At 66.2% G+C, this 24,618-nt stretch carries 22 protein-coding genes; 8 read left to right on the plus strand and 14 right to left on the minus strand.

Annotation, left to right across the window (positions count from 1 at the left end; all coding sequences use genetic code 11):
- The first annotated feature begins 161 nt into the window (after nucleotides 1–161).
- Complete coding sequence (locus DSAT_RS07940; protein WP_020886974.1) at nucleotides 162–1,370, plus strand: sensor histidine kinase; 1,209 nt, start codon at nucleotides 162–164, stop codon at nucleotides 1,368–1,370.
- Between the two features lie 108 nt (nucleotides 1,371–1,478).
- On the opposite strand, the gene DSAT_RS07945 is transcribed toward DSAT_RS07940, so the two are convergent.
- Nucleotides 1,479–1,721 (minus strand): hypothetical protein, encoded by a 243-nt coding sequence (locus DSAT_RS07945; RefSeq protein ID WP_020886975.1) that lies wholly within the window; start codon nucleotides 1,719–1,721, stop codon nucleotides 1,479–1,481.
- Nucleotides 1,722–1,799: 78 nt separating this feature from the next.
- On the opposite strand from DSAT_RS07945, the gene DSAT_RS07950 reads away from it, so the two are divergent.
- Nucleotides 1,800–2,810 (plus strand): tRNA nucleotidyltransferase/poly(A) polymerase-related protein, encoded by a 1,011-nt coding sequence (locus DSAT_RS07950; RefSeq protein ID WP_020886976.1) that lies wholly within the window; start codon nucleotides 1,800–1,802, stop codon nucleotides 2,808–2,810.
- A gap of 15 nt (nucleotides 2,811–2,825) precedes the next feature.
- Here the strand turns inward: DSAT_RS07950 and DSAT_RS07955 are convergent, their stop codons facing one another.
- From DSAT_RS07955 to DSAT_RS07965, 3 genes are read right to left on the minus strand one after another with little or no spacing between them, the layout of a single operon-like run.
- The gene (locus DSAT_RS07955; RefSeq protein WP_020886977.1) at nucleotides 2,826–3,179 is read right to left on the minus strand and encodes a P-II family nitrogen regulator; all 354 of its coding nucleotides are present in this window, start codon (nucleotides 3,177–3,179) and stop codon (nucleotides 2,826–2,828) included.
- The gene (locus DSAT_RS07960; RefSeq protein ID WP_020886978.1) at nucleotides 3,176–3,907 is read right to left on the minus strand and encodes a DUF1538 domain-containing protein; all 732 of its coding nucleotides are present in this window, start codon (nucleotides 3,905–3,907) and stop codon (nucleotides 3,176–3,178) included. The genes DSAT_RS07955 and DSAT_RS07960 overlap by 4 nt, the downstream gene beginning before the upstream one ends.
- A complete protein-coding gene (locus tag DSAT_RS07965; RefSeq protein ID WP_020886979.1) occupies nucleotides 3,904–4,599 on the minus strand; it encodes a DUF1538 domain-containing protein in 696 nt (231 codons plus the stop codon). Before DSAT_RS07965 ends, DSAT_RS07960 begins: the two co-directional genes overlap by 4 nt.
- A gap of 322 nt (nucleotides 4,600–4,921) precedes the next feature.
- Between DSAT_RS07965 and speA the strand changes: the two genes are divergently transcribed.
- Genes speA through speB form a run of 4 tightly spaced genes read left to right on the plus strand, consistent with a single transcriptional unit; the run spans nucleotide 4,922 to nucleotide 10,085 of the window.
- The gene (gene speA, locus DSAT_RS07970) at nucleotides 4,922–6,841 is read left to right on the plus strand and encodes a biosynthetic arginine decarboxylase (protein ID WP_020886980.1); all 1,920 of its coding nucleotides are present in this window, start codon (nucleotides 4,922–4,924) and stop codon (nucleotides 6,839–6,841) included.
- Between the two features lie 37 nt (nucleotides 6,842–6,878).
- On the plus strand, nucleotides 6,879–8,063 hold the full coding sequence (locus DSAT_RS07975; RefSeq protein WP_020886981.1) for a saccharopine dehydrogenase family protein: 1,185 nt from the start codon (nucleotides 6,879–6,881) through the stop codon (nucleotides 8,061–8,063).
- On the plus strand, nucleotides 8,056–9,234 hold the full coding sequence (nspC, locus tag DSAT_RS07980) for a carboxynorspermidine decarboxylase (RefSeq protein ID WP_020886982.1): 1,179 nt from the start codon (nucleotides 8,056–8,058) through the stop codon (nucleotides 9,232–9,234). The genes DSAT_RS07975 and nspC overlap by 8 nt, the downstream gene beginning before the upstream one ends.
- A complete protein-coding gene (speB, locus tag DSAT_RS07985; protein ID WP_020886983.1) occupies nucleotides 9,231–10,085 on the plus strand; it encodes an agmatinase in 855 nt (284 codons plus the stop codon). The genes nspC and speB overlap by 4 nt, the downstream gene beginning before the upstream one ends.
- 3 nt (nucleotides 10,086–10,088) lie before the next feature.
- Here the strand turns inward: speB and nifA are convergent, their stop codons facing one another.
- The 3 genes from nifA to DSAT_RS08000 all read right to left on the minus strand — a co-directional run bounded on the left by nifA (nucleotide 10,089) and on the right by DSAT_RS08000 (nucleotide 14,504).
- Entirely contained in the window at nucleotides 10,089–11,630 is a 1,542-nt protein-coding gene (gene nifA, locus DSAT_RS07990) for a nif-specific transcriptional activator NifA (protein WP_020886984.1), read from the minus strand.
- Between the two features lie 479 nt (nucleotides 11,631–12,109).
- Nucleotides 12,110–13,216 (minus strand): alanine dehydrogenase, encoded by a 1,107-nt coding sequence (ald, locus tag DSAT_RS07995; RefSeq protein WP_020886985.1) that lies wholly within the window; start codon nucleotides 13,214–13,216, stop codon nucleotides 12,110–12,112.
- Nucleotides 13,217–13,499: 283 nt separating this feature from the next.
- Nucleotides 13,500–14,504, minus strand: a complete 1,005-nt coding sequence (locus tag DSAT_RS08000) for a PilZ domain-containing protein (protein ID WP_161656097.1) — start codon at nucleotides 14,502–14,504, stop codon at nucleotides 13,500–13,502.
- A 460-nt stretch (nucleotides 14,505–14,964) separates the two neighbouring features.
- On the opposite strand from DSAT_RS08000, the gene DSAT_RS08005 reads away from it, so the two are divergent.
- Nucleotides 14,965–15,378 (plus strand): hypothetical protein, encoded by a 414-nt coding sequence (locus DSAT_RS08005; RefSeq protein ID WP_020886987.1) that lies wholly within the window; start codon nucleotides 14,965–14,967, stop codon nucleotides 15,376–15,378.
- Between the two features lie 87 nt (nucleotides 15,379–15,465).
- Here DSAT_RS08005 and metK read toward each other — a convergent pair whose 3' ends face one another.
- The 7 genes from metK to fliJ all read right to left on the minus strand — a co-directional run bounded on the left by metK (nucleotide 15,466) and on the right by fliJ (nucleotide 21,672).
- On the minus strand, nucleotides 15,466–16,635 hold the full coding sequence (gene metK, locus DSAT_RS08010; RefSeq protein WP_020886988.1) for a methionine adenosyltransferase: 1,170 nt from the start codon (nucleotides 16,633–16,635) through the stop codon (nucleotides 15,466–15,468).
- A gap of 39 nt (nucleotides 16,636–16,674) precedes the next feature.
- On the minus strand, nucleotides 16,675–17,028 hold the full coding sequence (gene panD / locus DSAT_RS08015; protein WP_020886989.1) for an aspartate 1-decarboxylase: 354 nt from the start codon (nucleotides 17,026–17,028) through the stop codon (nucleotides 16,675–16,677).
- A 97-nt stretch (nucleotides 17,029–17,125) separates the two neighbouring features.
- The gene (gene panC, locus DSAT_RS08020; protein WP_020886990.1) at nucleotides 17,126–17,974 is read right to left on the minus strand and encodes a pantoate--beta-alanine ligase; all 849 of its coding nucleotides are present in this window, start codon (nucleotides 17,972–17,974) and stop codon (nucleotides 17,126–17,128) included.
- A gap of 77 nt (nucleotides 17,975–18,051) precedes the next feature.
- Nucleotides 18,052–19,737, minus strand: a complete 1,686-nt coding sequence (locus tag DSAT_RS08025; protein WP_020886991.1) for a hypothetical protein — start codon at nucleotides 19,735–19,737, stop codon at nucleotides 18,052–18,054.
- Nucleotides 19,688–20,503: a tRNA pseudouridine(38-40) synthase TruA gene (gene truA, locus DSAT_RS08030; protein WP_020886992.1), complete on the minus strand. Its 816-nt coding sequence runs from the start codon at nucleotides 20,501–20,503 to the stop codon at nucleotides 19,688–19,690. The genes DSAT_RS08025 and truA overlap by 50 nt, the downstream gene beginning before the upstream one ends.
- 76 nt (nucleotides 20,504–20,579) lie before the next feature.
- Complete coding sequence (locus DSAT_RS08035) at nucleotides 20,580–21,251, minus strand: MotE family protein (protein WP_020886993.1); 672 nt, start codon at nucleotides 21,249–21,251, stop codon at nucleotides 20,580–20,582.
- A complete protein-coding gene (gene fliJ, locus DSAT_RS08040) occupies nucleotides 21,232–21,672 on the minus strand; it encodes a flagellar export protein FliJ (RefSeq protein ID WP_020886994.1) in 441 nt (146 codons plus the stop codon). Before fliJ ends, DSAT_RS08035 begins: the two co-directional genes overlap by 20 nt.
- A 112-nt stretch (nucleotides 21,673–21,784) precedes the next feature.
- On the opposite strand from fliJ, the gene DSAT_RS14850 reads away from it, so the two are divergent.
- Nucleotides 21,785–24,595, plus strand: a complete 2,811-nt coding sequence (locus DSAT_RS14850; RefSeq protein ID WP_020886995.1) for a PAS domain-containing sensor histidine kinase — start codon at nucleotides 21,785–21,787, stop codon at nucleotides 24,593–24,595.
- The last annotated feature ends 23 nt before the right edge of the window (nucleotides 24,596–24,618 follow it).

The raw sequence follows: 24,618 nt of genomic DNA on the forward strand, positions 1-24,618 counted from the left end.
ACATGCGCACGGGTTTGGGGGCAAGGCGCGGAAAGAAGGGGCGAGAAAAGATACCCCCCTCCTTGTCAGGTTGCGCCGGTAACGATAAGAAATGCATGATCGTCATTCCAGAAGCCGTGGACCCGCTCGTGGCGTGAGAGGGTGCGGCGTGCGGAGGTTTTGTGAGCGAGCTTGAGCGCCTGGGGACTCCGGCGAAATTGGACTGCCCAAGCGGGGCGGATTGCGCGACGTGTCCGGGGTGTCCGCGTCAGGTGCGCCAGCTCGACGAGGCTGCCCGAGCCGGGCGGCTCGGACTCTGGGAATACGACGCAGCGCTTGGGCGGGTCATCCTCGGGGCGGGCATGACCTTGGTCCTCGATCTTCCTCCCGACGCCAAGTCCCTTGATCTCAATGAGTTCGCTGCGCTCATCCATCCGGCCGACCGCAGTCCGGTCATGGCCGAACTGGAAGATGCCCTGCGAGGTGCGACGCCGCGCTTCGAGGCTGTGTTCCGGATTCTTCGCGGAGGGGAAGAGCCGCGCCACGTGGCCTTCTCCGGCTCGCCCGCCGTCGCGGACAGCCGCGTGCTCGCTTTTTCGGGAACCTGCGTGGACATGGACAGTCGGGTACGGGCCGAGTCCGCGCTGCGCGAGGCGCGGGAGGCGGCTGCGAGGGCCGAGAAGGCGCGCGACGAGTTTTTGGCCAACGCCAGTCACGAGCTGCGCACGCCCCTGCACGGCATCGTCGGCATGCTCCAGATGTCCCAGGACGCCAGGTCGCTCGACGAGGCGCGCGAGCTCGTGGGGCTTGCGCAGCAGGCGGCACGGCAGATGCAGCAGATCGTGAGCCGTCTGCTCGACCTGGCGCAGGTGCAAGCCAGGCCGCCGTCGGGCCAGTGTATCGAGTTCTCTCCGGCGAGCCTGCTTTCGGACATCGCCCGGAACGTGGCCGAGCGGTGCGCGGCCAAGGGGCTTTCCTTCGACGTGCGGCTGGACGAATCGCTGCCGCCGGTGCTCGCGGGCGACGCTCACGGCATTGACAGAATCGTGCGCCACCTGCTGGACAACGCCGAGCGCTTCACCAGCGCGGGAGGCGTCAGGCTCGAAGTCTCCATGCACGGCCATGGAGGGGACGAGGCCGCGAACCTCCTGGTCGTCGTCTCCGACACGGGGCCGGGCATAGACTCCGGGCGCGTGGAGCAGATATTCGAACCCTTCGTGCTCGGCGAGGACGTGCTGACCAAGAGCGGCTCCGGCCTTGGCCTCGGTCTTTCCCTGGCCCGCCGCCTGTCCGAGAACATGGGCGGCCGCCTGTGGTGCGAAAGCGCGCCGGGCGAGGGCTCCACATTCTTCCTGCTCGCGCCCGTGCGCCGCGCCTCCTGCGGGGTGTAGCAGACCGTCCCCAAAGCGCCTCTGCCGCGTTGCTGCGGAAAGTTCAACACGCCTTGCATCTGACGCCTTTGGAACGGTCTGCGATACGGATTTCAGCGATTTGTCAGGCTACCAGAATCGCCACCACGGCCGGGCGGGCTTTGCGCCGCCCGCCAATTCCTCCGAAACGGCGGCGAAGGTGCGCTCGTCGAAAACGTGGCCGAACTCGCGGCCGAGCCCCACCACGTCGCGCAGCCACGCGGTGCGACCCCGCGAAGGGTCCAGGGCCTCGAAGGCGGCCCGAAGCCTCGGCTCGCGGGAAAGGTCGTCGTAAAAGGCCTTCACGGCCTCGCGCATGGAAGCGGCGTTCATGGCGTTTCTCCCGTCTTTGCCGTAGGGTGCGCCTATGTGGCGTTTGGCAAAGGTCAGTCAATATTACTGGACCATGGCATGGAAATCTATCTCGTTGGCGGCGCGGTGCGCGACGAACTCATGGGGCGGCCCAGGGGAGACCGCGATTTCGTGGTGCTGCACGCCACGGCCGAGGAGTTCGCGGCCGCCCACGAAGGGGCCAGGATCGTCGGTCGCAAGGGCGTGACCTTCATCTGGCGCGGCGAGGAGTACACCCTCTCCGAGGCCCCGGACATCGAGGCGGATCTGGCCTGCCGCGACCTGACCGTGAACGCCCTGGCGCGCGACTCTGGGGGGCGGCTGCATGCGCTGCCGTCCGCACTGGACGACCTTGAGAGGCGCGCGCTTCGGCCCGTGTCGCGCGAAAATTTTCTCGCCGACCCCCTGCGCGTGCTGCGCGCTGCGCGCTTCGCGGCCTGCCTGCCGGATTTTTCTTCCACGCCGGAACTCGTCTCGGCCATGCGCGCGGCCGCGCCCCTGCTTGGCGAGCCTGCTGCCGAGCGCGCGGGCGTGGAGTTGCGCAAGGCCTGCGCCTGCCCCGCGCCGCACCGTTTTTTCGATCTGTTGGCCGAGGCCGGGTGCCTCGCGCCCTGGTTCGTGGAGTTCGAGGAATCGCCACGCGCGCATGACGCGGCCCGCGCGGCCGAGGCCGTTGCTCATGAGGCGTCGGGCGACCCCCTGACCGTGTGGATGGCCATGTGTCACGTCCTGGCCCCGGCCCAGGCCGAGGCCCTGGGCGAGCGTCTGATGCTGCCCATCGTCTGGCGCAAGGCGGCCCGCGCGGCCAGCGAGGAGTTGCCGCTTCTCATGCGATACGCGGAGCTTTCGGCGCGCGAGAAGGCCGAGCTCCTGCCACGCCTGCACGTGCTGGAGCTTTTCGATCAGGCCGTGGCCGTGGCCCAAACACTCGTTTTGGGCTTTGAGGCCGGACGGGCGCGCGCGGACAAGGCGGCCGTGCTGGCCGTGCGGCTGCCCGCGCGCGAGCGGGGCAGGGGGGCGGCCTCGGGAGAATTGCTCAGGTTCTTGCGCGAGCGGGCCCTGTCGGGTTGACCGCCTGCCGCGCGGTCACGATTTTCTTTCGCGCTCGGGCAAGGGGCAGTTCAGGTGGCAAATGCCCGCCACGCCCTTGACCGGCAGCATGAAGGCGATGCCCGTGCCTGGCGTCTCAAGCCTGCCCGCCTCCACGATGGCTTCCAGCACCTGCCTGCTGATGCTTTCGTGTACCAGGGTCAGGAGGATCTCCTTTTCCGGTTCGATGGAGATGCCGAAGATGGATTTCATTTCCCGGATGCCCGCGCCCCGGCCGAAGATGATGGTTCCCCCCTCGGCCCCGGCCTTGCGCGAGGCCGTGAGAATGGGCTCGGAGAGGCCCTTGTTGACGATGGTCACGATGCAGTCGAAACCTTCGAGCAAATTCATGGGGTCGTGCTCCTTTTGCGGGAGAGAAACATTCCAAGGATCATGATGGACAGGATCGGGGCCAGGGCCACCAGGGCGATGAGCCCGAAGCCGTCCAGCACCGGGTTTCGGCCTTCCAGGGCCCCGGCCGCGCCGAGCACCACGGCCATGACGAAGGTCACGGTCATGGGGCCTGTGGCCACGCCGCCCGCGTCGAAGGCGGCGGCGATGAACTCGGGGGTGGAGAAGCGGGTCATGAGCAGGGCCAGGGCGTAGCCCGGAACCACGAAATAAAGGATGGACAGGCCGAGCAGGAGTTTGACCATGCCCAAGGCCACGAACAGCCCCACGCCGACGGAAAGCGTCACGAGCACGGGCCGCTGGCCCACCGATCCGCCCGAGGCCTTTTCCATCTCGATGGCCAGCACGCGCACGGCGGGCTCGGCCGCGGTGGCCGCGAAGCCGAAGAGAAAGCCCAGCGGGACGAGGGCCATGCGCCAGGGGGCTTCGCCGATGATCCGGCCGATCTCCGTGCCTGCGGGCAAAAAGCCCTTGGTCACGCCCTGCAGGAAGAGCACGAGCCCGAGGAAGGAGAGCAGCACGCCCTTCAAGAGCTTGAGCACGTAGGACCGGGGCAGGCGCAGGCTCTTGTACTGCATCCAGGCGAAGAAGCCGACTAGCGGCGTGAAGGCCAGGAGAAGCTCCATGACCACGTGGCGCATGTCGAGGAAATCGAGCAGCACGTTCATCCGTAGAACATCCCCAGAAACATGACCCCGATCACCGGGCCGATGGAGGCCAGGCCGATGAGGCCGAAGCCGTCGCTGAACGAGCTTTTGCCGCCGAGCACGCTGACCGTGCCGAGTCCCAGGGCCAGGATGAAGGGCACCGTGACCGGCCCCGTGGTCACGCCGCCCGCGTCGAAGGCGATGGGCAGAAAGTCTTCGGGCGTGAGGAAGGACAGGATCAGGATCAAGGCGTAGCCCGCGATGAGGATGCGGGCGATGGGCACCCCCACGAGGATGCGCAGCACCGCGCCAGCCACGCAGATGCCCACGCTCAGGGCCACCACCCAGATGAGCAGGCCGCGCGAGACCAGCCCCTCGGAGACGAAGTCCACTTGGTGCGCCAGGACGCGCACGTCCGGCTCGGCCAGGGTGATGACCGTGCCCAGCACGAAAGCCATGGCCAGCAGATAGGCCACGGAGCCGCTCTTGGGCAATTCCGCGCCGATGGTCTCGCCCATGGGCAAGAGGCCGGACTTGACCCCGATCAGGAAGAGCAGGAGGCCCGAGAAGACGAACAGCGCGCCCAAAGCGAAGCGGGCGAAGACGTCCCACGGCATGTGCAGCAGCGTGAACTGCAAGAGGCAGATCACGAGGCTTATGGGCAGCACCGCGAGGGTGACTTCGTGCAGGAGTTCCTTCAATTGTGCGGACATGGCGCTTGGGGTTGCTGGTTGTCCAGAAAACACCGTTTAGCACGCCTCGGCCGTCCGTGTCCACCTGCAAACCCAATGGCGAAGCGCTGTTGCGGGCCGCGGCGATGTCTGTGGCGCGGCCGCCGTGCCCGGGCGCGTTGCGAAAGCTCGCCATTTCCCCTGCAAGAGTTCGTTGATTCCCGCCCGGCAAGGCGCGCGGGGCGGGCCATCCAGATTCCCCTTTACAATTTGGTCATGAAGCCCTATCCGCTTGACCCCGGCGTTTGAAAACCCCGGGTGGTCGTGTATAGTCTTGAAAGCCGCAGGGTTCACGGAGGGTCGCATGGTCAAGAAGGACGCGCTGGAGCGCTGGACTGTCGAGCAGTCGGCGGAGGTCTACGGCATCCGCAACTGGGGCGCGGGCTATTTCGACGTCTCGCGCGAGGGCCACGTGGTCATCACGCCCTTTCTCGACAACAAGAAGGTGCGCGTCTCCATCCCCAAGATCATCAAGGGCCTGCGCGAGCGCGGCCTGGATATGCCCGTGCTGTTGCGCGTCGAGAACATCCTCGACTCCCAGATTTCGCTTCTGCACCACTCCTTCCGCGCGGCCATGGACAAGGTGGGCTACAAGAACGTCTTTCGCGGCGTGTACCCCATCAAGGTCAACCAGCAGGAACAGGTCATTGAGGAGATCACGCGCCACGGCGGCAAATACCACCACGGCCTGGAGGCCGGCTCCAAGGCCGAGCTCATCGCGGCCCTGGCCATGCTGCGCGACCCCGAGGCCTGCCTGATCTGCAACGGCTACAAGGACGAGGAGTTCATCGACCTGGGCCTCTTCGCCCGCAAGATGGGCTACAACATCTTCTTCGTCCTGGAGATGCCCTCCGAGCTCGAACTGATCCTCGAACGCGCCAAGGCCCTGGGCATCGAGCCCCTGCTCGGCGCGCGCATGAAGCTCGCGGCCAAGGCGGGCGGGCACTGGACCGAATCGGGCGGCGACCGCTCCATCTTCGGCCTGGACACGGCGCAGCTCGTGCAGGTGGTGGACAAGCTCAAGTCCGAGAACATGCTCTCGTGCCTTCGTCTCCTGCACTACCACCTGGGCTCGCAGATCCCCAACATCCGCGACATCCGCACCGCCGTGCTCGAAGCCTGCCGCGTCTACTGCGGCCTGGTGGACGAAGGCGCGCCCATGGGCTACCTGGACCTGGGCGGTGGCCTGGCCGTGGACTACGACGGCTCGCACACCAACTACGTCAACTCCCGCAACTACACCCTGGACGAGTACTGCGCCGACGTGGTCGAGGCGGTCATGGAATCCCTCGACGAAAAGGGTGTGGAGCACCCGGTGATCATCACCGAGTCGGGCCGCGCGCTCGTGGCCTACTACTCGGTGCTGCTCTTCAACATCCTGGACACCTCGCGCTTCGAGGCCGCGCCCCTGCCCAAGAAGCTGCCCGAGGACACCCCGACGCTCATCGAGAACCTTTACATCGCGGCCAAGTCCATGTCCGTGCGCAACGTGCAGGAGAGCCTGAACGACGCGGTCTACTACCGCGACGAGATCAGGGGGTTGTTCCGCCACGGCCACGTGACGCTGCGCCAGCGCGCCCTGGCCGAGAACGTCTTCTGGCACATGGTCAACCAGGCCGCCGTGCTCCTGCGCCAGCTCAAGCAGGTGCCGCCCGAGCTCGAAGACCTCGAAGAGGCCATCGCCGACATCTACTACGCCAACATGAGCGTCTTCCAGTCCGTGCCCGACTCCTGGGCCATCGGCCAGGTCTTCCCCATCATGCCGGTCCACCGCCTGGACGAGATGCCCAGCCGCCGCGCCATCCTGGCCGACATCACCTGCGACTGCGACGGCAAGATCGACCGTTTCATCGATCCCCACGGCGTGGCCAAGGTCCTGCCCGTGCACGACCTGAAGGACAACGAGGAGTATTTCCTGGGCGCCTTTTTGGTGGGCGCCTACCAGGAGACGCTTGGCGACCTGCACAACCTCCTTGGCGACACCAACGTCGTGTCCCTGCGCATCCGCGAGGACGGCAGCTACGACTTTGTGCGCGAGGTGGAGGGCGACACCGTGGCCGACGTGCTGGCTTACGTGGAGTACAACCCCAAAAAGCTGCACACCAAGTTCCGCGAAACCGCCGAGAAGGCCGTGCGCGAGGGCCGCATCACTGCGCGCGAACGGCGCGAGATCATGCGCGCTTTCGAGGACGGCATGCGCGGCTATACCTACTTCGAACGCTAGACGCATCCCCCGCGCGGGAGAAAAAGGAGGACGCACGATGTCCAGGACACTCATCATCGGAGCCGGCGGCGTGGGCCGCGTGGTGGCCCACAAGTGCGCCCAGGCCCCGGAGATTTTCTCCGAGATCATGCTCGCCTCGCGCACCAAGGCCAAGTGCGACGCCATCGCGGCCGAGCTGCCCAGGAAGGTCGCCACGGCCAAGGTGGACGCGGACAACGTCCCCGAGCTGGTGGCCCTGATCAAGGACTTTAAGCCCAAGCTCGTGATCAACGTGGCCCTGCCCTACCAGGACCTGACGATCATGGACGCCTGCCTCGAGACCGGCGTGGACTACCTGGACACGGCCAACTACGAGCCGCCCGACGTGGCCAAGTTCGAGTACAAGTGGCAGTGGGCCTACCAGGAGCGTTTCGAGAAGGCCGGGATCATGGCCCTGCTGGGCTCGGGCTTCGATCCGGGCGTGACCAACGTCTTCACGGCCTACGCGCGCAAGCATCACTTTTCGCGCATCGACGTTTTGGACATCATCGACTGCAACGCGGGCGACCACGGCCAGCCCTTCGCCACCAACTTCAATCCCGAGATCAACATCCGCGAGGTCACGGCGCGCGGCCGCTACTACGAGCACGGCGAGTGGGTGGAGACCGATCCCCTGTCGTGGTCCATGGACTTCGATTTTCCCGCCGGCATCGGGCAGAAGAAGTGCTTCCTCATGTACCACGAGGAGTTGGAGTCGCTGGTCAAGCACTTCCCCGAGATCAAGCGGGCCCGGTTCTGGATGACCTTTGGCGAGAGCTATCTGAGGCACCTGAAGGTTCTGGAGAACGTGGGCATGACGCGCATCGACCCCGTGGATTTCCAGGGCCAGCAGATCGTGCCCATCCAGTTCCTGAAGGCCGTGCTGCCCGATCCGGGGAGCCTTGGCCCCCTGACCAAGGGCAAGACCTGCATCGGCAACGTCGTCCAGGGCCTTGGCACGGACGGCGCGCCCAGGAAGTACTACATCTACCAGATCTGCGACCACGAGGAGGCCTACAAGGAGACCAACTCCCAGGCCATCTCCTACACCACGGGCGTGCCCGCCATGGTCGGCGCGGCCATGATGCTGCAGGGCATCTGGAAGAAGCCCGGCGTGTGGAACATGGAGCAGTTCGATCCCGATCCGTTCCTGGCCGAGCTGGCCAAGCGCGGCCTGCCCTGGCAGGAGACCTTCATTGACTAGGCCCGCGCTGCGCGAGGGCCTGCGCTTCGATCCGGGCCGCGTTCCCACCCCGTGCTACGTGGTGGACGCGGCCCTGCTCAGGCGCAACGCCGAGATCCTGAACGCCGTGCGCGGCCGCACGGGGTGCAGGATTCTCCTCGCGCTCAAGGGCTTCGCCATGTGGAGCGCCTTCGATCACCTGCGCTTCGCCCTCGATGGCACCTGCGCCAGCTCCCCGCACGAGGCCAGGCTCGGCCGCGAGGAGTTCGGCGGCGAGGTGCACGCCTTCGCCGCGGGCATGAACGAGGCGCACGTGCGCGAGTTCGCGGCGCTTGCGGACCACATCGTTTTCAACTCCTTTCGTCAGTTCGAGAAATTCCGGGACATCGCCCGCGAGGCGGCCCATGAGAAGGGCCGCGAGGTCCACTTCGCCCTGCGCGTGAACCCCGAGCATTCCGAGGGCCACACGCCCATCTACGACCCCTGCGGCCCGTGCTCCAGGCTCGGCATCCACCGCGCCGAGTTCGCGGGCAAGAGCCTTGCTGGCGTCACGGGCCTGCACTTCCACACCCTGTGCCAGCACAACGCCGACGCGCTCAAGCGCACGCTCGAAGCCTTCGAGGCCAGGTTCGGCGATCTGATCGGCGGGCTTGCCTACGTCAACTTCGGCGGCGGGCACCACATCACCCGGCCCGACTACGACGTGGAGCTTCTTTGCCGCCTGATCGAGGATTTCAAGGCGAGGCACGGGGTGCAGGTCTATCTGGAGCCGGGCGAGGCCGTGGCCCTGAACGCGGGCTTTCTGGTCGCCGAGGTCATGGATGTGGTCACGCGCGGCATGCCGTTGGCCATCCTGGACACGGCCGTGCCCTGTCACATGCCAGACGTCATCGAGATGCCCTACCGGCCCGAGATCATCGGCGCGGGCGCGCCGGGCGAGAAGGCCCACACCTACCGCCTGGGCGGGCTCTCGTGCCTCGCGGGCGACGTGGCGGGCGACTACTCCTTTGACGAGCCGCTTTCGCCGGGCGACAGGCTGGTCTTTTGCGACATGGCCATCTACTCCATGGTCAAGACCAACACCTTCAACGGCGTGAACCTGCCCGCCATCTGCCTGCTCGAACCGGGCGAGGAGACGCCGCGCGTGGTCAAGACGTTCGGCTACGAAGACTTCAAGGGACGGCTGTCATGAGCCCCATGCCCCATTTCCTGTCCACGGAGACGCTGAACGCGCCGCCCGCGGCCGCGCTCTTTCACGTCATTCCCGTGCCCTTCGAGGCCAGCGTGTCTTACGGCGGCGGCACGGGCGACGGCCCCGCGGCCATCCTCACGGCCAGCGGCCAGCTCGAAGCCAACGTCGGACGGCTCGTGCCGTCCGCGCGCGGCATCCACACCACCGCGCCGGTGGACTGCGAGGGCGAGCCCGAGGCTGTTTTGGCGCGCATCGAGGCGGCGGTCAGCCGGGTTTTGGCTGGAAACAGGATTCCCGTGCTTCTGGGCGGCGAGCATACGGTCTCGGTGGGGGCGTTTCGCGCCCTGGCGCGGCTTGGCAAGCCCGTGGGCGTGGTGCAGTTCGACGCTCACGCGGATCTGCGCGACGAGTACGAGGGCACGAAGCATTCGCACGCCTGCGTCATGCGCCGGGCGCACGAGCTTGGTCTTTCCATCTACCAGATAGGCGTGCGCGCGCCCTCGATCGAGGAGTTGGACTACCGCCAGGCCCACGCCATCCCGCATCTGGACGCTCGGGCGATCTGGGAGTCGGGCCTTCCGGACCCGATCCTGCCGCCGGATTTCCCCAACGACATCTACGTGACCTTCGACGTGGACGGCCTGGACCCGAGCGTGATCGGGGCCACGGGCACGCCGGTTCCCGGCGGCCTGACCTGGCGCGAGGCCGTGACGGCCATCGAGCGCGTCTGCGCGGGCCGACGCCTCGTGGGCTGCGACGTGGTGGAGCTTGCCCCGCGCGCGGGCGACCACGGCTCGAACTTCGCCGCCGCGCTCCTCGCCCAGACGCTCATGGTTCAAGCCGTTTCGTAAGGCTCACTTCCCCCGCAGGCGGCTGCGGCGCTCCTGGACCATGGATTCAAGGTTGAATTTCTTGATGCGGTAGCCCATCTGGCGCAGGGTGATGCCAAGCTCGCGCGCCGCGCGCGACTGGATGAAGCGGTGCCGCTCCAGGGCCGAGACCACCTCGCGCTTCTCGATGTCCAAAAGCGAGGCATGCTCCTCGCCCTCGTCCGCCCGGGCCGCGCTGCCCTGCGCGAGCAGCGGCACGTCGCTCACGTCGATGGTCTCGCCCTCGACCATGATCGCGAGGCGCTCCACCAGGTTCTCCATCTCGCGCACGTTGCCCGGCCAGTCGTGGCGCATCAGCGCCTCCAAAGCCTGCGGCGTGAAGACCAGCCGCCGCGAATACTCCTTCTCCATGGTGTCCAGGAAGTGGTTCAAAAGCGCGGGGATGTCGTCGGGCCGCTCGCGCAGGGCCGGAACACGGATGGGGAAGACGTTCAGGCGGTAGAACAGATCCTCGCGGAAGCGCCCCCTCCGTACTTCCTCGGCCAGATCCTTGTTGGTCGCGGTGATGATGCGCACGTCCACCTTGCGGGTCTTGGCCGATCCCAGGCGTTCGAATTCCTTCTCCTGGATGACGCGCAACAGCTTGGACTGCACAGCCAGGGTGAGTTCGCCGATCTCGTCGAGAAAGATCGTGCCGCCGTCGGCCTCCTCGAAGCGGCCCGCCTTGGGCGCGACCGCGCCGGTGAAGGCCCCCTTCTCGTGGCCGAACAACTCGGATTCGAGCAGCGTCTCGGGCAGGGCCGCACAGTTGACCTTGATGAAGGGCTGGGCGTGGCGCTCGGAGAGTTCGTGGATGATTCGCGCGGTCAGCGTCTTGCCGGTGCCCGACTCGCCGAGCAGGAGCACCGTGGCCCGCGTGGGCGCGACCTTCTCGATCATCTGGCGCACACGCTCCATGGGCTGGCTCTTGCCCACGATGAAAAAGCGCTGGTAGCTGCTGGAAAGCTTGGAGCGAAGCTGTGAGATTTCCTTCCTGAGCGTCAGCTCGCGCTCCTGGAAATGGCGGTTGAGCTGGATGAACTGGCCGAACAGGGTGGCCACCACGCACAGGAAGCTCACGTCCTCCTCGAAGTGCACCTCGTCCTCGAAGAGGCGATCCACGTTGAGCACGCCCACGGGCTGTTGCCCCACCAGGATGGGCACGCCGATGAAGGAGATGCGGCCGCGCTCAAGCCCCCTGGACCTGGTTTTGTCCAGGAACAGCGGCTCCTTGGCCACGTCGGGCACGATGAAGGGCTTGCCGGTCTGGAAGATGTGGCCGGTGACACCCTCGTTCATGCGATAGACGCCGCGCTCGCGCTCCTCCTTGGAGAGGCCGTGCGAGGCGCGGATGGCGAGCTGGCCGGAGTCGTCGAGCAGGGTCACGGTGGCCCGCTTCATGGAAAGCGTATCGGAGAGGATGAGCAGCACGCGCTCCAGAGTGCCGTTCAGGTCGTGGGCCTGTCCGATGATCTGGGATATCTCGCGCAGGACATTGAGTTCGAGAGCGCCGACCTGTGATTTCATGAGTTCTCCGGCCGGTGGAGAAGCAAGGAGCGTGCCTCGCTCCGACGGGCAGGGCGGGAGCTGCTGGTCTTTGATCTAATGCCCTGGAATGATTTGGCTTGAAAATCGAAAGCAAGAGGGCACAGGACATCGGGGCGGATGTTACCTTTGCGAAAGATTTACCATTCTGCAAAATTTGTCATTGGAAGACCATGTTTTTCTGCTCTATTTCTCAATTTTGAAAACAGAGGGGTGGGGGGAGCGGCTCCGGCCTCGAGAAACAGTCCCGGAACCGGGCGCGAAGAATGCTGGTAGGCGCGGCAGCGCAACAGACGGCGGCTTAGGGACGGCTTTCTCGTAAGTAGGTGTCCTTGCGCAGGCCGTTCAAAAGGCGTTGGACGCAAGGCGCAAGAAAGCGCCGGGCCCGCCGTGTATTTCTGATACACGAGGATCCGGCGCTTTCGCGGTAACGCAGCAGACGATGCCTTAGGGACGGCCTGCTAGGCCAGCGCCTCGGCCGCATCGCAGCAGGGCAGATCGAATGCCTCGGCCACGGCCTGGCAGGTCAGCGTTCCGCCGAAGGTGTTCAGGCCCAGGCGCAGCGGCGCGCTCTCGCGCAGCGCGTCCAGCCCCTTGTCCGCGAGCTTGAGCGCGTAGGGCAGGGTCTGGTTGACCAGGGCGAAGGTCGAGGTGCGGGGCACCGCGCCGGGCATGTTGGCCACACCGTAGTGCACCACGCCGTCGATGACGTAGGTCGGCTTGTCGTGGGTGGTGGCGTAGATGGTTTCCACGCAGCCACCCTGGTCCACGGCCACGTCCACGACGACCGAACCTTCCTTCATCTGGGCGATCATGCCGCGCGTCACCAGGTGCGGGGCCTTGGCGCCGGGGATGAGCACCGCGCCGATGACGAGGTCGGCCTTCATGACCATCTCGCGCACGTTGGCCTCGGTCGAGTTCATGGTCACGATGCGGCCGCCGAAGACGTCGTCGAGGTACTGCATGCGCGCGTGGTTGATGTCCAGGACTGTGACTCGCGCGCCCAGGCCCACGGCGATCTTGATGGAGTTGATGCCCACCACGCCGCCGCCCAGGATGACGACCTCGGCCGGGGGCACGCCGGGCACGCCGCCAAGCAGCATGCCGCGCCCACCCTGGCGCTTTTCCAGATGGTGCGCACCGACCTGCGGCGCGAGGCGGCCGGCCACCTCGCTCATGGGCGAGAGCAGCGGCAGGCTGCCGTCGGGCAGTTGCACGGTCTCGTAGGCCACGCCCGTGACCTTGCTCGCGAGCATGGCGTCGGTCAGGTCGCGGGCGGCCGCGAGGTGCAGGTAGGTGAAGAGCAGCAGGTCTTCGCGCAGGTATTTGTACTCCTCGGGCAGCGGTTCCTTGACCTTGATGACGAGCTGCGCGCCCCAGGCGCCTGCGGCGTCGGTCAGGGTCGCTCCCGCGGCCTCGTATTCCTCGTCCGTCAGGCCCGAGCCGAGGCCCGCGCCCCGCTCGACCAGCACGGTGTGGCCGCGCCGGGTCAGCGCCTCGACGCCGCCGGGCGTCATGGCCACGCGGTTCTCCCAACTCTTGATCTCCCTGGGCACTCCGACGATCATGGCAATCTCCTTGGCTTGATCAGGAAAAGTCTCGCCGTGCTCTAACGCTGTCCGTGCAAACAATCAATATGCCATTGAATCGACGGCGTGTTCCTGGGTTGCGAGAACGATCCCCGTAAGACGGCAATTTCGTGAGAAAATCGGGGGAAACGCGGCAGCACAATGAACGCACGGCCGCGTCGAGGCGCAAAAAAATCACGTCCCCGCGCCGGGCGGAAACGTGGCGGCGCGAAACCGGACGGGGAATCACGAGGATGGCGCTATCGGGAACGGCCTGCGAGCGCTAGGTTTCCCGTTTCTGTTCCTCGGCCTTGGCTTGGCGGTGGGCGATGAGGTGGTAGCGGAAGACCCATTCGCCGAGCACTGGCACTTCCTCGCCTGTGGGAAGCCTGCGCCATTGGAACCCGTCGATTTCTTCCTCGCCGTAGGCCACGATGCGCAGTCCCACGTCCAGAAGGCCCTGCTGCAGGCGGTTCTCGTTGCGTACCTCGCAGGTCAGCCAGTGCGAGGTCGGCTCGCCGCCCGAGGGGTCTTTCAGATCCAGGTGCACGATGAGCATCTGCTTTTCAGCCACCAGATCCCGCCCGGCCGTTGGAATGGAGAGGCCACCGAGGCGAAGCCCGTTGCCCGAGAGGTCGAGCAATCTGACTGGAGGCTTGCCGGGCAGGGCGTCCTCGGCCCGCCAGGCCTGGGCCGGGGTGCCGAGCGCCTCTGGCGTGAAGCTCTCGGGCAGGGTGGAGTCCTCGGGCACCCAGACCATGAGCCCCACGAAGAATCCGTCCGGCACTTCGGTGCGCAGGGCCGAGCGGCGCGAGAAGCGTTGCAGGAGCGAGGGCATGGAGAGGTCCAGCCGTGCGGCCTTGTGTTCGGTCTTTTCGACCGAAAGGATGGTGGCGGGAAAGCTGTAGAACGTCTTTCCCTGTGTGCCTGAACCCGTGACATAGGCCTCCACTCCGAGACCCACGAGGGCCTTGCCGGGGCGGATGTTGGCGGGCAGTTCGATGGTCAGCCGTGTGCGATTCACCGCGACTACCTGCGAGGAGAGCAGTTTGTCGATGAGCATGCCGTGCTGGATGCGGATTTCGAAGCGGCTTTGGCGGTCGGCGGCTTGATCGAGGATTTCGCGTATCGCCTTCGGATCGCTGACCACCAAGGGGTCGTCATCGGTTCCGCGGCGGCCCAGGATCATGCGGGCGATCATGTACAGGACGAAAAGCAGCAGGATGATCCCGAGGATCCAGACCAGGATCTCGAACTGCGGCGCAATCTGATACCATTCCGTTCTCAAGCTGTTTCCCCCCTCGCGCTGCGACTCGTCCGCCCCGGATTCCGCCTTTGGCCATCCCACGCCGGACACGGCACAACTAGCTGGAATTCCGGATATTGCAAGAGCGCGGCTCCTGGATTTCATACCCAGGAATGAACACAACTTCATGACATTCCACAGGCAAGGGCGTCGGTCAAGGAGCCTTTCGCGGTTTTTCGCGTAAAATATTCATGTAGCAGGGGAAGATGGCGGCGTTTTGCGGTCAGCGGCGTACCCCGCGCACATGGACGTGGATATGAAACACGGATAGGGAAGATAGCCGCCCCGTGTGATCTCGGGGCCGTTTCTGTAGATGGTTTTTTCGGTTTTCGGGGTGGGGCGTGTCTTGGTCCGCACGGCACGTTGCGGATGCGCGCGTCTCTTGGGAATGTCAAACGGCTTTGAGGTTGGTGTGAACCCGTAACTTGTCTGGAGGCGTGTGATGAAGGGTCTTCTTTTCGCCGGTGCGTTGTTGGTCACGATGTTCTCAGCCGTTCCCGCCTTTTCCGCCGATCTCGTCGGCGAATGGGTATCGCAGCCGGGCAAGGGTTCCGGGGCGCTCTCCGGTGCTCCGCAGCACGGCACCCGCCCTGCCGGAAAGCATTTCAACGCCGGAGACCTGTCCTGGGTCCTGAAAGTCTCCAGCCAGGAAGGGTCCGGCTTTCACGGCGAATGGTGCAGCGCCAGAAAGTGCGAGGAACTGGTCGGCGTGGTGCGCCGGGACGGCATGCTGCTCATGGCTGACGAGGACAGCACCTTTTTCGCGACCATGCACGGCGACGAGATGGAACTGTGCGTCGTGGAGCCGGGCAAGGATTTTCGCGTGGCCGCCTGCCACGTCATGAAAAAGAAGTAGTGCCGTCGGCCCGGACGGGAGTTTGGAGCAGAAAAAGCGGGAGTCCCGGTCGGGGCTCCCGCTTTTCGCGTCATGACGGCGGGGAATTTAGATCTTGCAGGCCGTGCGCAGGTCGTCCGCAGCGTCGGTCTTTTCCCAGGTGAACTCGGGAAGCTCGCGGCCGAAGTGGCCGTAGTTGGTGGTCTTGCCGAAGATGGGGCGGCGCAGGTCGAGCCGCTTGCTGATGAAGTAGGGGCGCAGGTCGAAGACTTCGCGCACGGCACGGGTCAGGGTTTCGTCGCAGACCGGGCCGGTGCCGTAGGAGGTGGCCAACACGGAGACGGGCTCGGCCACGCCGATGCAGTACGCGATCTGGACCTCGCACTTCTCGGCCAGCCCGGCGGCCACGATGTTCTTGGCCACGTAGCGGGCCATGTACGCGCCGGAGCGATCCACCTTGGAGGGATCCTTGCCCGAGAACGCGCCACCGCCGTGCGCGCCTGCGCCGCCGTAGGTGTCCTGAATGATCTTGCGGCCCGTGAGGCCGCAGTCGCCCATGGGGCCGCCGATGACGAAACGTCCCGTGGTGTTGATGTAGATCTTGGTGTCCTTGTCCAGCAGATCGGCGGGCAGGGTTTCGAGGATGACTTCCTTTTTGATGGCGTCGCACAGATCCTGGTAGTCCAACTTGGGGCTGTGCTGCGAGGAGACGACCACGTTGTCGATGCGCACGGGCTTGCCGTCGATGTACTCGATGGCCACCTGGGTCTTGCCGTCGGGCCGGAGGAAGTCGAGGATGCCTTCCTTGCGCACGAAGGTCAGGCGGCGGGAAAGCTTGTGGGCCCAGTAGATGGCCGAGGGCATGAGCGTCTCGGTCTCCCTGGTGGCGAAGCCGAACATCATGCCCTGGTCGCCCGCGCCCTGCTCCTCGGGCTTGGTGCGGTTCACGCCCTGGGCGATGTCGGGCGACTGCTTGTCGATGGAGGACATGACGCCGCAGGTCTCCCAGTCGAAGCCCATGTCCGAGGAGTTGTAGCCGATCTCCTTGATGGTCGAACGCACGATATCCGGGAAATGGGCGTAGGCGCTGGTGGTGATCTCGCCCGCGATGACCGCGAGGCCGGTGGTCACGAGCGTCTCGCAGGCCACGCGGCAATCGGGGTCCTGAGCCATGATGGCGTCGAGGATGTTGTCGGAGATGGCGTCGGCCACTTTGTCCGGGTGGCCCTCGGTGACGGACTCGGATGTGAACAGGTACTTACCCTTGCATTGGATCATGAAAAAGCCTCCTTGGGATGGCGCGATATGGGCTCCGGGTCAGCCGACCTGGAGGATGACGTTATCGGGGCCGAGGATGGCCACGCGCGGGGCGTGGGATGCGATCTCGTCCTCGGAGAGCCAGACGTAGCTGCAGATGATGACTCGTTGTCCCGGCTCGGCCAGGAGCGCGGCCGCGCCGTTCAGGCGCACTTGGCCGGGCTCGCCCGGGATGGCGTAGGTGGTGAGCCGGTTCCCGTTGTCGCGGTTGTACACTTCCACCTGTTCGTTGGGCAGGATGTCCACGGCGGCCAGAAGCGCGGGATCGATGGAGATGGAACCCTGGTAGTCGGCCTCGCAGCCGGTGAGCGTGGCTAGGTGCAGTTTGGAGCGGAGAAAGCAGCGTTGGGGCATGTCGTATGGCCGTTTCAGGCGTGCGCGCGTTGCGCGCGGAAATGGTTGATGGTGTCGGGCACGGTGTCGCTTTTCAACTCGCGTCGGTTCGTTTTGACTATGACGGCGTCAACTCGATGTTGTCGATCAGCCGGGCTCTGCCCAGGCGCACGGCCACCGCGGCCACGGCAGGGCCGGTGACCATGGAAAGCGGCGTCATGGTTTCGGGATGCACGATCTCGACGTAATCCACCTCGCCCAAGGGAAGTGTCCGGCCGTAGCGCTCGCGAAGGCGTGCGAGAAGGGTTTTCACGTCGCGTTCGCCAGCCGCCAGATCGTCGCGCAGGGCCGTAAGGCCCCGGTGGATCATGGGCGCCATGGCGCGTTCGTCAGCGGAGAGATAAACGTTTCGCGAACTCATGGCAAGGCCGTCGGCCTCGCGCACGATGGAGTGCCCCTTGATGATTGTGGGGATGAAGAGCTGACGCGCCATGGTCCGGATCACGGCGAGTTGCTGGCGGTCCTTTTCGCCGAACACGGCCAGATGCGGCATGGCCAGGAGCAGGAGCTTGGCGACCACCGTGGCCACGCCTCGGAAATGGCCGGGTCTGCTCGCGCCGCACAGGTGCCTGGAGACCTCGGGCACGTCCACCCAGACCTCGGGGCCCTGGTACATGGCCTCGGGTGAGGGAGTGAAGAGCACGTCCGCCCCGCGCTCGCGGGCCAGGGCCGTGTCGCGCTCCATGTCGCGGGGGTAGGCGGCCAGATCTTCGCTCGGCCCGAATTGCGTAGGGTTGACGAATATGGAAACGGCCAGTCTGTCCGTTTCGGCGCGGGCCGCGTCCATGAGGCTCAGGTGCCCGTCGTGGAAGTAGCCCATGGTGGGCACGAAACCCAGACGCACGCCCTTGGCGCGCCAGTCCAGGCAAAGACTCTGGAATTCTGCGGGATCGGTGATGGTGCGCATGGCTTCCTTCTCGTTGTTCACGCAGAGCAATAGGAGATGGGCGCGCGGGTGTAAAGGGGCGGTGGGATATGGGCCGTTCAGCCCAGGGCGTCCCACAGGCAGCTTCGCAGGTCGTTGTCCAGGGCGGATGCGCGGGAGGCGAGGCGCGCGGGCAGGGGATCGACGAGGAACCGGCCGGGATCGCCGGTAAGCGCCTTGTCGAGACGCGAACGCCACCGGGTCACGAGGCCCGAATCCTCCTCCGCCAGGAGTTTGCGGCCGCGCTCGGGGTTCTCGCGCAGGGCGCGCTCAAAGGCTTCGTCGTCGATGACCAGATCGCCGCGCCGCGAAAGGCGCAGGCCCATGCCCGCAAGCCCGGTCTCGTTTTCACGCAGCGGCTCCTCGAAGGACGCGGCCAAAGCGGGCTTCCACAGGTCCGCCTCGACGCGCAAAAAGGAGTTCAGGTCGTTGTAGGCCAGGGCCGCCTCGGCCATGCGGCGCGCGGCGAAATCCTCCAGCGGCGTGGTGCGAAGCGCCCCGCGCCCGCCGAACTGCTCCACGGTTTCGATGGCCAGCCGTCCCTTATCCTCCAGGAAGAGGCCGGGGTTTCGCACCCGTTGCCTGCCGTTCACGCCGAGTTCCGCGTCCGCGCCCGGCGTCGCAGTGACGTTCAGCCCGAGCCGGGCCAGAAGGCTCGACGCACCGTCGGGCGAGGCCGCGACATCCTCGCTCAGGCGCAGCCGGTCGCCGGGCTTGGCGTCCTTGGCCGTCACCTCGGTCACGAGCCGGGCCACGCTGGTCATGCCGCCCGCAAGGCGCGGGTCGTAGAAGGGCTCGTTCACGACGCGGGTCGCGGCGCGCAGGAAATCGGCCGAGGAATCGAGGCGCGCGGCGACCCGTTTGGCCACGTCGCCCACGGTGTCGGCCGCGCCCACGTTCACGGAAACGTCGGCGGTGCGGCCGCCAAGCTCCGCGCGCAGGGTATAGAGCCCTGCGGGCAGTCCGGCCGGGGCATTCGGGTCCAGTCCCCGGCCGCTGTAGGTCGTGGGAATCGCCGGGCGCGGCTGCGCGAGGTCGTAGCGCCGCGCCACGGGGGCCGCGACGGGCTGATCCGTTGCGCGCAGATCGAGGGGGCGCAGCAGACGGCCCGGCGAGTCGTCGAGGCGCACCTCCAAGTCGTTGTAGGCTCCGTTCGCGGCCAGGGCCAGAGTCAGGCCCGTGGTCACGAGACCCTCGACCTTCTGTCCCGGCGAGGACTGGCGGATGAGTTCGGCCTGCACGGGCAGGGAGCTTTCGTTCACGGCCCGGGCCAGGGCGTCGAGCACGTCGCGGTTGGCCGCGCCCTGCTCCACGACGATTTCGAGCTTCTCGGACCGGCAGCCCGCATGCAGGGTCACGACGTGCGTGCCCGGCCTTCCGGCGTAGCGGGCAAGGGGGTCGAGGCCGCGCGAGAAGGCGCGGTAGTAGTCCCTGGCCTCGCCGCCGCTCCTGATCTCGCCCCTCACCCGCCCCGTAAGCGCGGGGTCGAGTTCCACGGCCAGGCCCGTCCTGACGGCGCTTTCGGACAACTGGAAATTGTTCAGGGTTTCGGCGAAGGCGTTCAGGCGCGAGACCAGGCCCGAGACGAGGAGGGAGCGAAGACGGGCCAGCCGCGCCGCCTCGCCCCGGCCCTGACCGGGGTCGAAGCCGAACCGCTCGCCTGGGGAGCGGATGCTGGGCGTGCCAGGGGGCTCGTCAGCCGTCGTCCGGGGCAGGGCCAGCCGGGTGCCGTCGATGATGACCAAAGCCGTCCTCCCCGTAGTCCACGCGCATCAGGCAAAGCCCTTGCGGCGGCGCGGTCTCGGGCGCCTGCTCGCGATTTCGCGCTTTCAGTACGGATCGGACGTCGGCCAGGGAAAGTTTACCCTTGGCGGTCTGCACCAGGCAGCCGACGAGGTTGCGCACCATCTGCTTGAGGAAGCCGTCGGCCGTGAAGGAGAGCACGATCTCGCCCGGCACGTTGGGAGCGACGGGCGGCAATTCCACCACCTCCAGACGCATGAGGTGGCGCATGGTGTTTTTCACGGGCGTGCCCTGGTTCATGAAAGCCGCGAAGTCGTGACGGCCGGTGACGAGCGCTGCGGCTTCGCGCAGCGCGTCGATGTCGAGCGGCCCGCATTTCCAGACGAAAGGGCTGCGCTGCGGCAGGCAGAAGGCGCGCTCGGGCCACAAGGTGTAGGAATAAGTCTTGTTCAGGGCGCACAGTTGGGCGTGGAAGCGCTCCGGGGCCTCGCGCACGTCGAGGACGTTGATGGTCGGCGGGAGGAGGGCGTTGAGCGCCTTGCGCCAGTCGATGCCGCGCCGCCGCTCGGGCACGTCGGCATGGGCCGTCTGCCCGATGGCGTGCACCCCCGCGTCGGTGCGGCCCGCGCCGTGGCAGCGCACCGGCTCGTCCGCGATCTTCGAGAGCGCGGCTTCAAGCCGGTCCTGCACGGTGTTTCCGCCGGGCTGGCTCTGCCAGCCCGCGAGGGACGTGCCCACATAGGCCAGGGTCAGCTTGATGCGCGGCATGGGGCAAGCAATAGACCAAAGCGGGCCGGGCGGAAAGCCCCGCAAACGCCGCAGACGGTGCCTTTGGAACGGCCTGCTAGCTGCCGAAGGGCATTTGCATGCGCGTCAGGGCCTGGGAGAGACGCGCGGCCTTGGCCGCGGGCACAAAATTCAGGATTTCGCCGGCCTGACGACCGCGCATGCCCGCCAGAATCTTGACGGCGGTTTGCTCATCGAGCTTGTCCAGGGTCTCGGCCGCGTTCTTGGCCTTCATGTTCGCGTACACGTCCACTAGGTGGCGGAATTTTTCGTCGCGCATGGCCCTGGCTTCTTCGAGCATCTGTTGCAGGTTCTTCTCAAGTGTCGCGAGTTGTTCGAGCTTGGCGTTGACTTCGGCTTCGAGGATGTTCAGTGACTGCTCGCGTCGGTTCAACTCCTCTTGCTTGCGCATCAGGATGTCCCAACTCGGCGGCGGCGTTTGAGCCGTGGCCTGTTGTTCCTGGGCGGGTTGCTGGGCCTGGGCGGGTTGCTGGGCCTGGGCCGGGGCCGCCGCCATGGCCTCGCCCGAAATGTCGGTATTCTGGCCGCTCACGCCAGCCACCCGGGCCACGCTCTGAAAGCCCGCCTGTGGCAGGGCCAGGGGATCGAAGCCCGCGAGCAGGGCGACGAGAACGGTCGTCTTGACCACGGCCAGCGCGGCCACGGCCTTCAGAAGCCGTGAGATGCGCGTCGCGGCCGGGGCCGGATGCCTAGACGGCTTCGCGGCCATGGCGGATGGTGCTGAGTTCGTCGTAGTCCTTCTGTTCCTGTGCATGGGCATCCCTGACATGGCGTGCCGCCTGTTGTTGCTTGAGTTTTTCCAGGAGTTTTCGGTCCGTCGCCCGGGCCACGAGGTCGAGCCGGGCTCGTTCGACGTCCGTTTCGTCAAGTCTGATTCTGGCCACGGCCTGGCCGATGTCAAGCGCCAGCCGTTCGCGGTAGCGTTGCCACAGCCACAGGTCGGCTGCGTTCATGTCGCCAAGCCGGGCATAGGCCGCTTCCCGCTCGTCGCGCTCGCGTTCGAGCGCGGCCAGACGCTCGCGGCTCTCAGTCAGTCTGCGCCTGGCAGAGGCCAGGGCCATCTTGGCCTGGTCCTCGGCCTGCCTGCGGAAATCCAGGACCTTTTCGAGCTTGAACCGAAACGGCGTCATCGTCGTGCCTTCCTCGCTGGGTCTCGGTTTAGCAACAACCATGCCGAGAGCGCCGCGGAAGACCGTTGCCGGGGCGACGCTTGCCGTGTAGGAAGTCGTGCAGGGAATATTCATGGAGCAATCAGGCACGAACAGCGACGCACGCAAGACGCTCGACCGGCTGCGGGAGCTTCTCGGCCCCGTGCATGGGGAAGCGGCGGCCGCGCTCGACGATCTGGCCGCGCTGGTCGAGGTCGGGGCCGAGGCGCGGGCGGTGAGCGAGCATTTCCACGAGATGCTCACCCACTCGTCGACCGTGCACTACCGCCTGAACGTGGCCCAGGACCGCTACGATTACGTCAGCCCCTCGATCACGGAATTGACGGGCATCTCCCGCGAGCGCTTTTTGCGCATGCGCATGGAGGAAGTGGTCGAACTCTTTCATCCCCAGGACTTTGCGGGCCTGATGCAGGCCGTGGAGCAGGTCGCCCCCAAGGGGCCCGGCCGCGTGCCTGTGGCGCACGAATACCGGGTGCGCGACTCCCAAGGGCGCTGGCGCTGGTGCAGCGACCACGCCACGTATTTCTTCGACGACTTCGGTCATGTGACGGCTGTGGTGGGCACGGTGGTGGACATCACCCGCCAGCGCGAGGCCGAGGCCGCGCTGCGTGAGTCCGAGCAGCGCTATCGTCTGTTGGCGGCCAACTCCGAGGACGCCATAGCCATCTTCGACCTCGATATGCGGCTGACTTATGCCAGCCCGTCGGTGGAGCGGCTGATGGGTTGGCCGCCGGAAACGCTCCTGGCCATGCGCTTCGAGGACTTCATGACCGATCAGGCCCTTCAGGTCGCCAGGGAGGGTTTCGGCCGCCGCATGGCCATGGAGCGCGCGGGCACGCCTCTTGTTGGATCGCAGCGCAACGAGATGCTCTTTAGAACCAAGGCGGGGAGCACGGTCTGGACCGAGTGCGTGACCACCCCGCTTCGCGACGAACAGGGCAGGCTCAAGGGCGTGCTGGTCGTGGCGCGCGACATCGGCAAGCGCAAGGAGGCCCAGGAAGCCCTGGCCCGCGAGGAGGCCAAGTACCGCCTGCTGGTCGAGAACCAGACCGACCTCGTGGTCAAGGTGGATACAAAAGGCCGCTTTCTCTACGTCAGTCCGTCGTACTGCCGTGCCTTCGGCAAGAGCGAAGAGGAGTTGCTGCAAGGCACCTTCATGCCGCAGGTGCACCCCGAAGACCTTCCGGAAACGCTGGCTGCCATGGAGGCTCTATACGAACCGCCACATTCCGCCGTCATGGAGCAGCGCTGCAACACGGTCGATGGCTGGCGTTGGTTCTCCTGGACGGACACGGCCGTGCTCGACGAGTCGGGCCAGGTAAGTGCGATCATCGGCGTGGGCCGCGACGTGACGGAAAAAAAAGTCATGGAGGCGACTCTGCTTGCCGCCAAAGAGCAGGCCGAGGCCGCAAGCCGCGCCAAGGACGAGTTTTTGGCGAACATGAGCCACGAGATCAGGAACCCGCTCAACGCCGTGCTCGGCCTAGCCGATCTCATGCTGCTCGACGACCTTTCCGCAGCCCAGCGCGAGCGGGCCACGCTGCTCAAGAATTCCGGCTCCACCCTGCTTGGCATCATCAACGAGATTCTCGACTTCTCAAAGATCGAAGCCGGAAACGTAGTCCTCGAGCTGGAACGGTTCGATCCGGTCGCGCTTGTCTCGGGGTTGTGTGCCGAGCAGCGGGTGCTGGCCGACGAGAAGGACGTGGAGCTTCGCCTGAGCATCGACCCCCGGTTGCCCCGCGAGGTCGTGGGCGACGGTGGCAAGGTGCGCCAGATACTGCTGAATCTGGTGGGCAACGCCATCAAGTTCACGGACGAGGGATTCGTGGAGGTCATTGCCAAAGTCCAGGAGCGGGATGGCAGCGCGGCGCGGCTGCTCTTCGCCGTGGCCGACTCGGGCATCGGCATTCCCAAGGACAAGCAGGACGCCGTCTTCGAGAGCTTTCGCCAAGTGGATTCGGGCCTGCGCAAAAGGCACGCGGGCACTGGACTCGGGCTTGCCATCTGCAAGCGGCTCACGGCCATGCTCGGCGGGGATATCTGGCTTGAGAGCGAACCGGGGCAGGGGTCGATATTCTGCTTCGCCGTGCCGGTGGAGGGCGTCAGCGCCGTGGAGAACGGTTCGTCAATCGGCCCTTTTCCGGCCGACATGCCGTCCATGACAGTGCTCGTGGTGGACGACGACTGGGTCAATCGCCGTTTCACCTGCCAGTTGCTGCAACGCCACGGCCACGGCGTGATTGAGGCTGGAAACGGTCTCGCGGCGCTTGAAAAGTTGCGCCAGGGCGGCGTGGACATGGTCCTTTTGGACATGCAGATGCCGGTCATGGACGGTATCACGGCCACCCGGGCCATCCGTGGCGGCGCGGTGCGCTCCATGGCCCAGGTGCCGATCATCGGGCTGACCGCCTACGCGGCGAGCGAGGACCGGCAGCGATTTCTGGCCGCCGGGGTGAACGCCTGCCTGGCCAAGCCGCTGCGCATGGAACGGCTTTTGGCTGTCATGCGCGATCTTTTCGCCGGGCAAAGCGTGACAGAGGGCGACGTGGAGGCGCAGGACGAGAACGGCCAGGGCCAGGAGTTCCTGGATGAGCGGCTCGTGGCCGATCACCTCCATTATGGGCGGGAGTCCTTCGCGGAATTGCTCGACGCCTTCGAGAGCGACGCGCGCGCGCACTTGGCGGGCATGTCTCCCGGTTCGGCAGCGGCCTCGGACGGGGGGCCGCCACATCCCTGCATCTTCTGGCCGGTGGGGCGGCCGTTGTCGGGGCGCGTGCCTTGTGGCGGCGGTGCTGCGAGTTGGAGTGCGCGGCGCGGGCCGGGAACGTTCCCGCCGCAGGCGAGACCGGAGCGCTTGCGGACCTTTTGCGCAAGAGCCTGAAGGCCTTGCGCGCGCGGCTGTGA

It is taken from the genome of Alkalidesulfovibrio alkalitolerans DSM 16529 (assembly GCF_000422245.1).
In the GTDB taxonomy this organism is placed as follows: domain Bacteria; phylum Desulfobacterota; class Desulfovibrionia; order Desulfovibrionales; family Desulfovibrionaceae; genus Alkalidesulfovibrio; species Alkalidesulfovibrio alkalitolerans.

Bases quoted from the DNA above. Each gene is read 5' to 3' on its own strand.
- DSAT_RS14850 (WP_020886995.1), top strand. From the start codon at position 21,785: ATGGAGCAATCAGGCACGAACAGCGACGCACGCAAGACGCTCGACCGG.
- DSAT_RS07965 (WP_020886979.1), bottom strand. From the start codon at position 4,599: ATGTCCGCACAATTGAAGGAACTCCTGCACGAAGTCACCCTCGCGGTG.
- speA (WP_020886980.1), top strand. From the start codon at position 4,922: ATGGTCAAGAAGGACGCGCTGGAGCGCTGGACTGTCGAGCAGTCGGCG.
- truA (WP_020886992.1), bottom strand. From the start codon at position 20,503: ATGCCGCGCATCAAGCTGACCCTGGCCTATGTGGGCACGTCCCTCGCG.
- panD (WP_020886989.1), bottom strand. From the start codon at position 17,028: ATGCCCCAACGCTGCTTTCTCCGCTCCAAACTGCACCTAGCCACGCTC.
- DSAT_RS07955 (WP_020886977.1), bottom strand. From the start codon at position 3,179: ATGAATTTGCTCGAAGGTTTCGACTGCATCGTGACCATCGTCAACAAG.
- metK (WP_020886988.1), bottom strand. From the start codon at position 16,635: ATGATCCAATGCAAGGGTAAGTACCTGTTCACATCCGAGTCCGTCACC.
- DSAT_RS07960 (WP_020886978.1), bottom strand. From the start codon at position 3,907: ATGAACGTGCTGCTCGATTTCCTCGACATGCGCCACGTGGTCATGGAG.
- speB (WP_020886983.1), top strand. From the start codon at position 9,231: ATGAGCCCCATGCCCCATTTCCTGTCCACGGAGACGCTGAACGCGCCG.
- DSAT_RS08035 (WP_020886993.1), bottom strand. From the start codon at position 21,251: ATGGCCGCGAAGCCGTCTAGGCATCCGGCCCCGGCCGCGACGCGCATC.
- DSAT_RS07975 (WP_020886981.1), top strand. From the start codon at position 6,879: ATGTCCAGGACACTCATCATCGGAGCCGGCGGCGTGGGCCGCGTGGTG.
- panC (WP_020886990.1), bottom strand. From the start codon at position 17,974: ATGCGCACCATCACCGATCCCGCAGAATTCCAGAGTCTTTGCCTGGAC.
- DSAT_RS07950 (WP_020886976.1), top strand. From the start codon at position 1,800: ATGGAAATCTATCTCGTTGGCGGCGCGGTGCGCGACGAACTCATGGGG.
- DSAT_RS08005 (WP_020886987.1), top strand. From the start codon at position 14,965: ATGAAGGGTCTTCTTTTCGCCGGTGCGTTGTTGGTCACGATGTTCTCA.
- nifA (WP_020886984.1), bottom strand. From the start codon at position 11,630: ATGAAATCACAGGTCGGCGCTCTCGAACTCAATGTCCTGCGCGAGATA.
- DSAT_RS07945 (WP_020886975.1), bottom strand. From the start codon at position 1,721: ATGAACGCCGCTTCCATGCGCGAGGCCGTGAAGGCCTTTTACGACGAC.
- fliJ (WP_020886994.1), bottom strand. From the start codon at position 21,672: ATGACGCCGTTTCGGTTCAAGCTCGAAAAGGTCCTGGATTTCCGCAGG.
- ald (WP_020886985.1), bottom strand. From the start codon at position 13,216: ATGATCGTCGGAGTGCCCAGGGAGATCAAGAGTTGGGAGAACCGCGTG.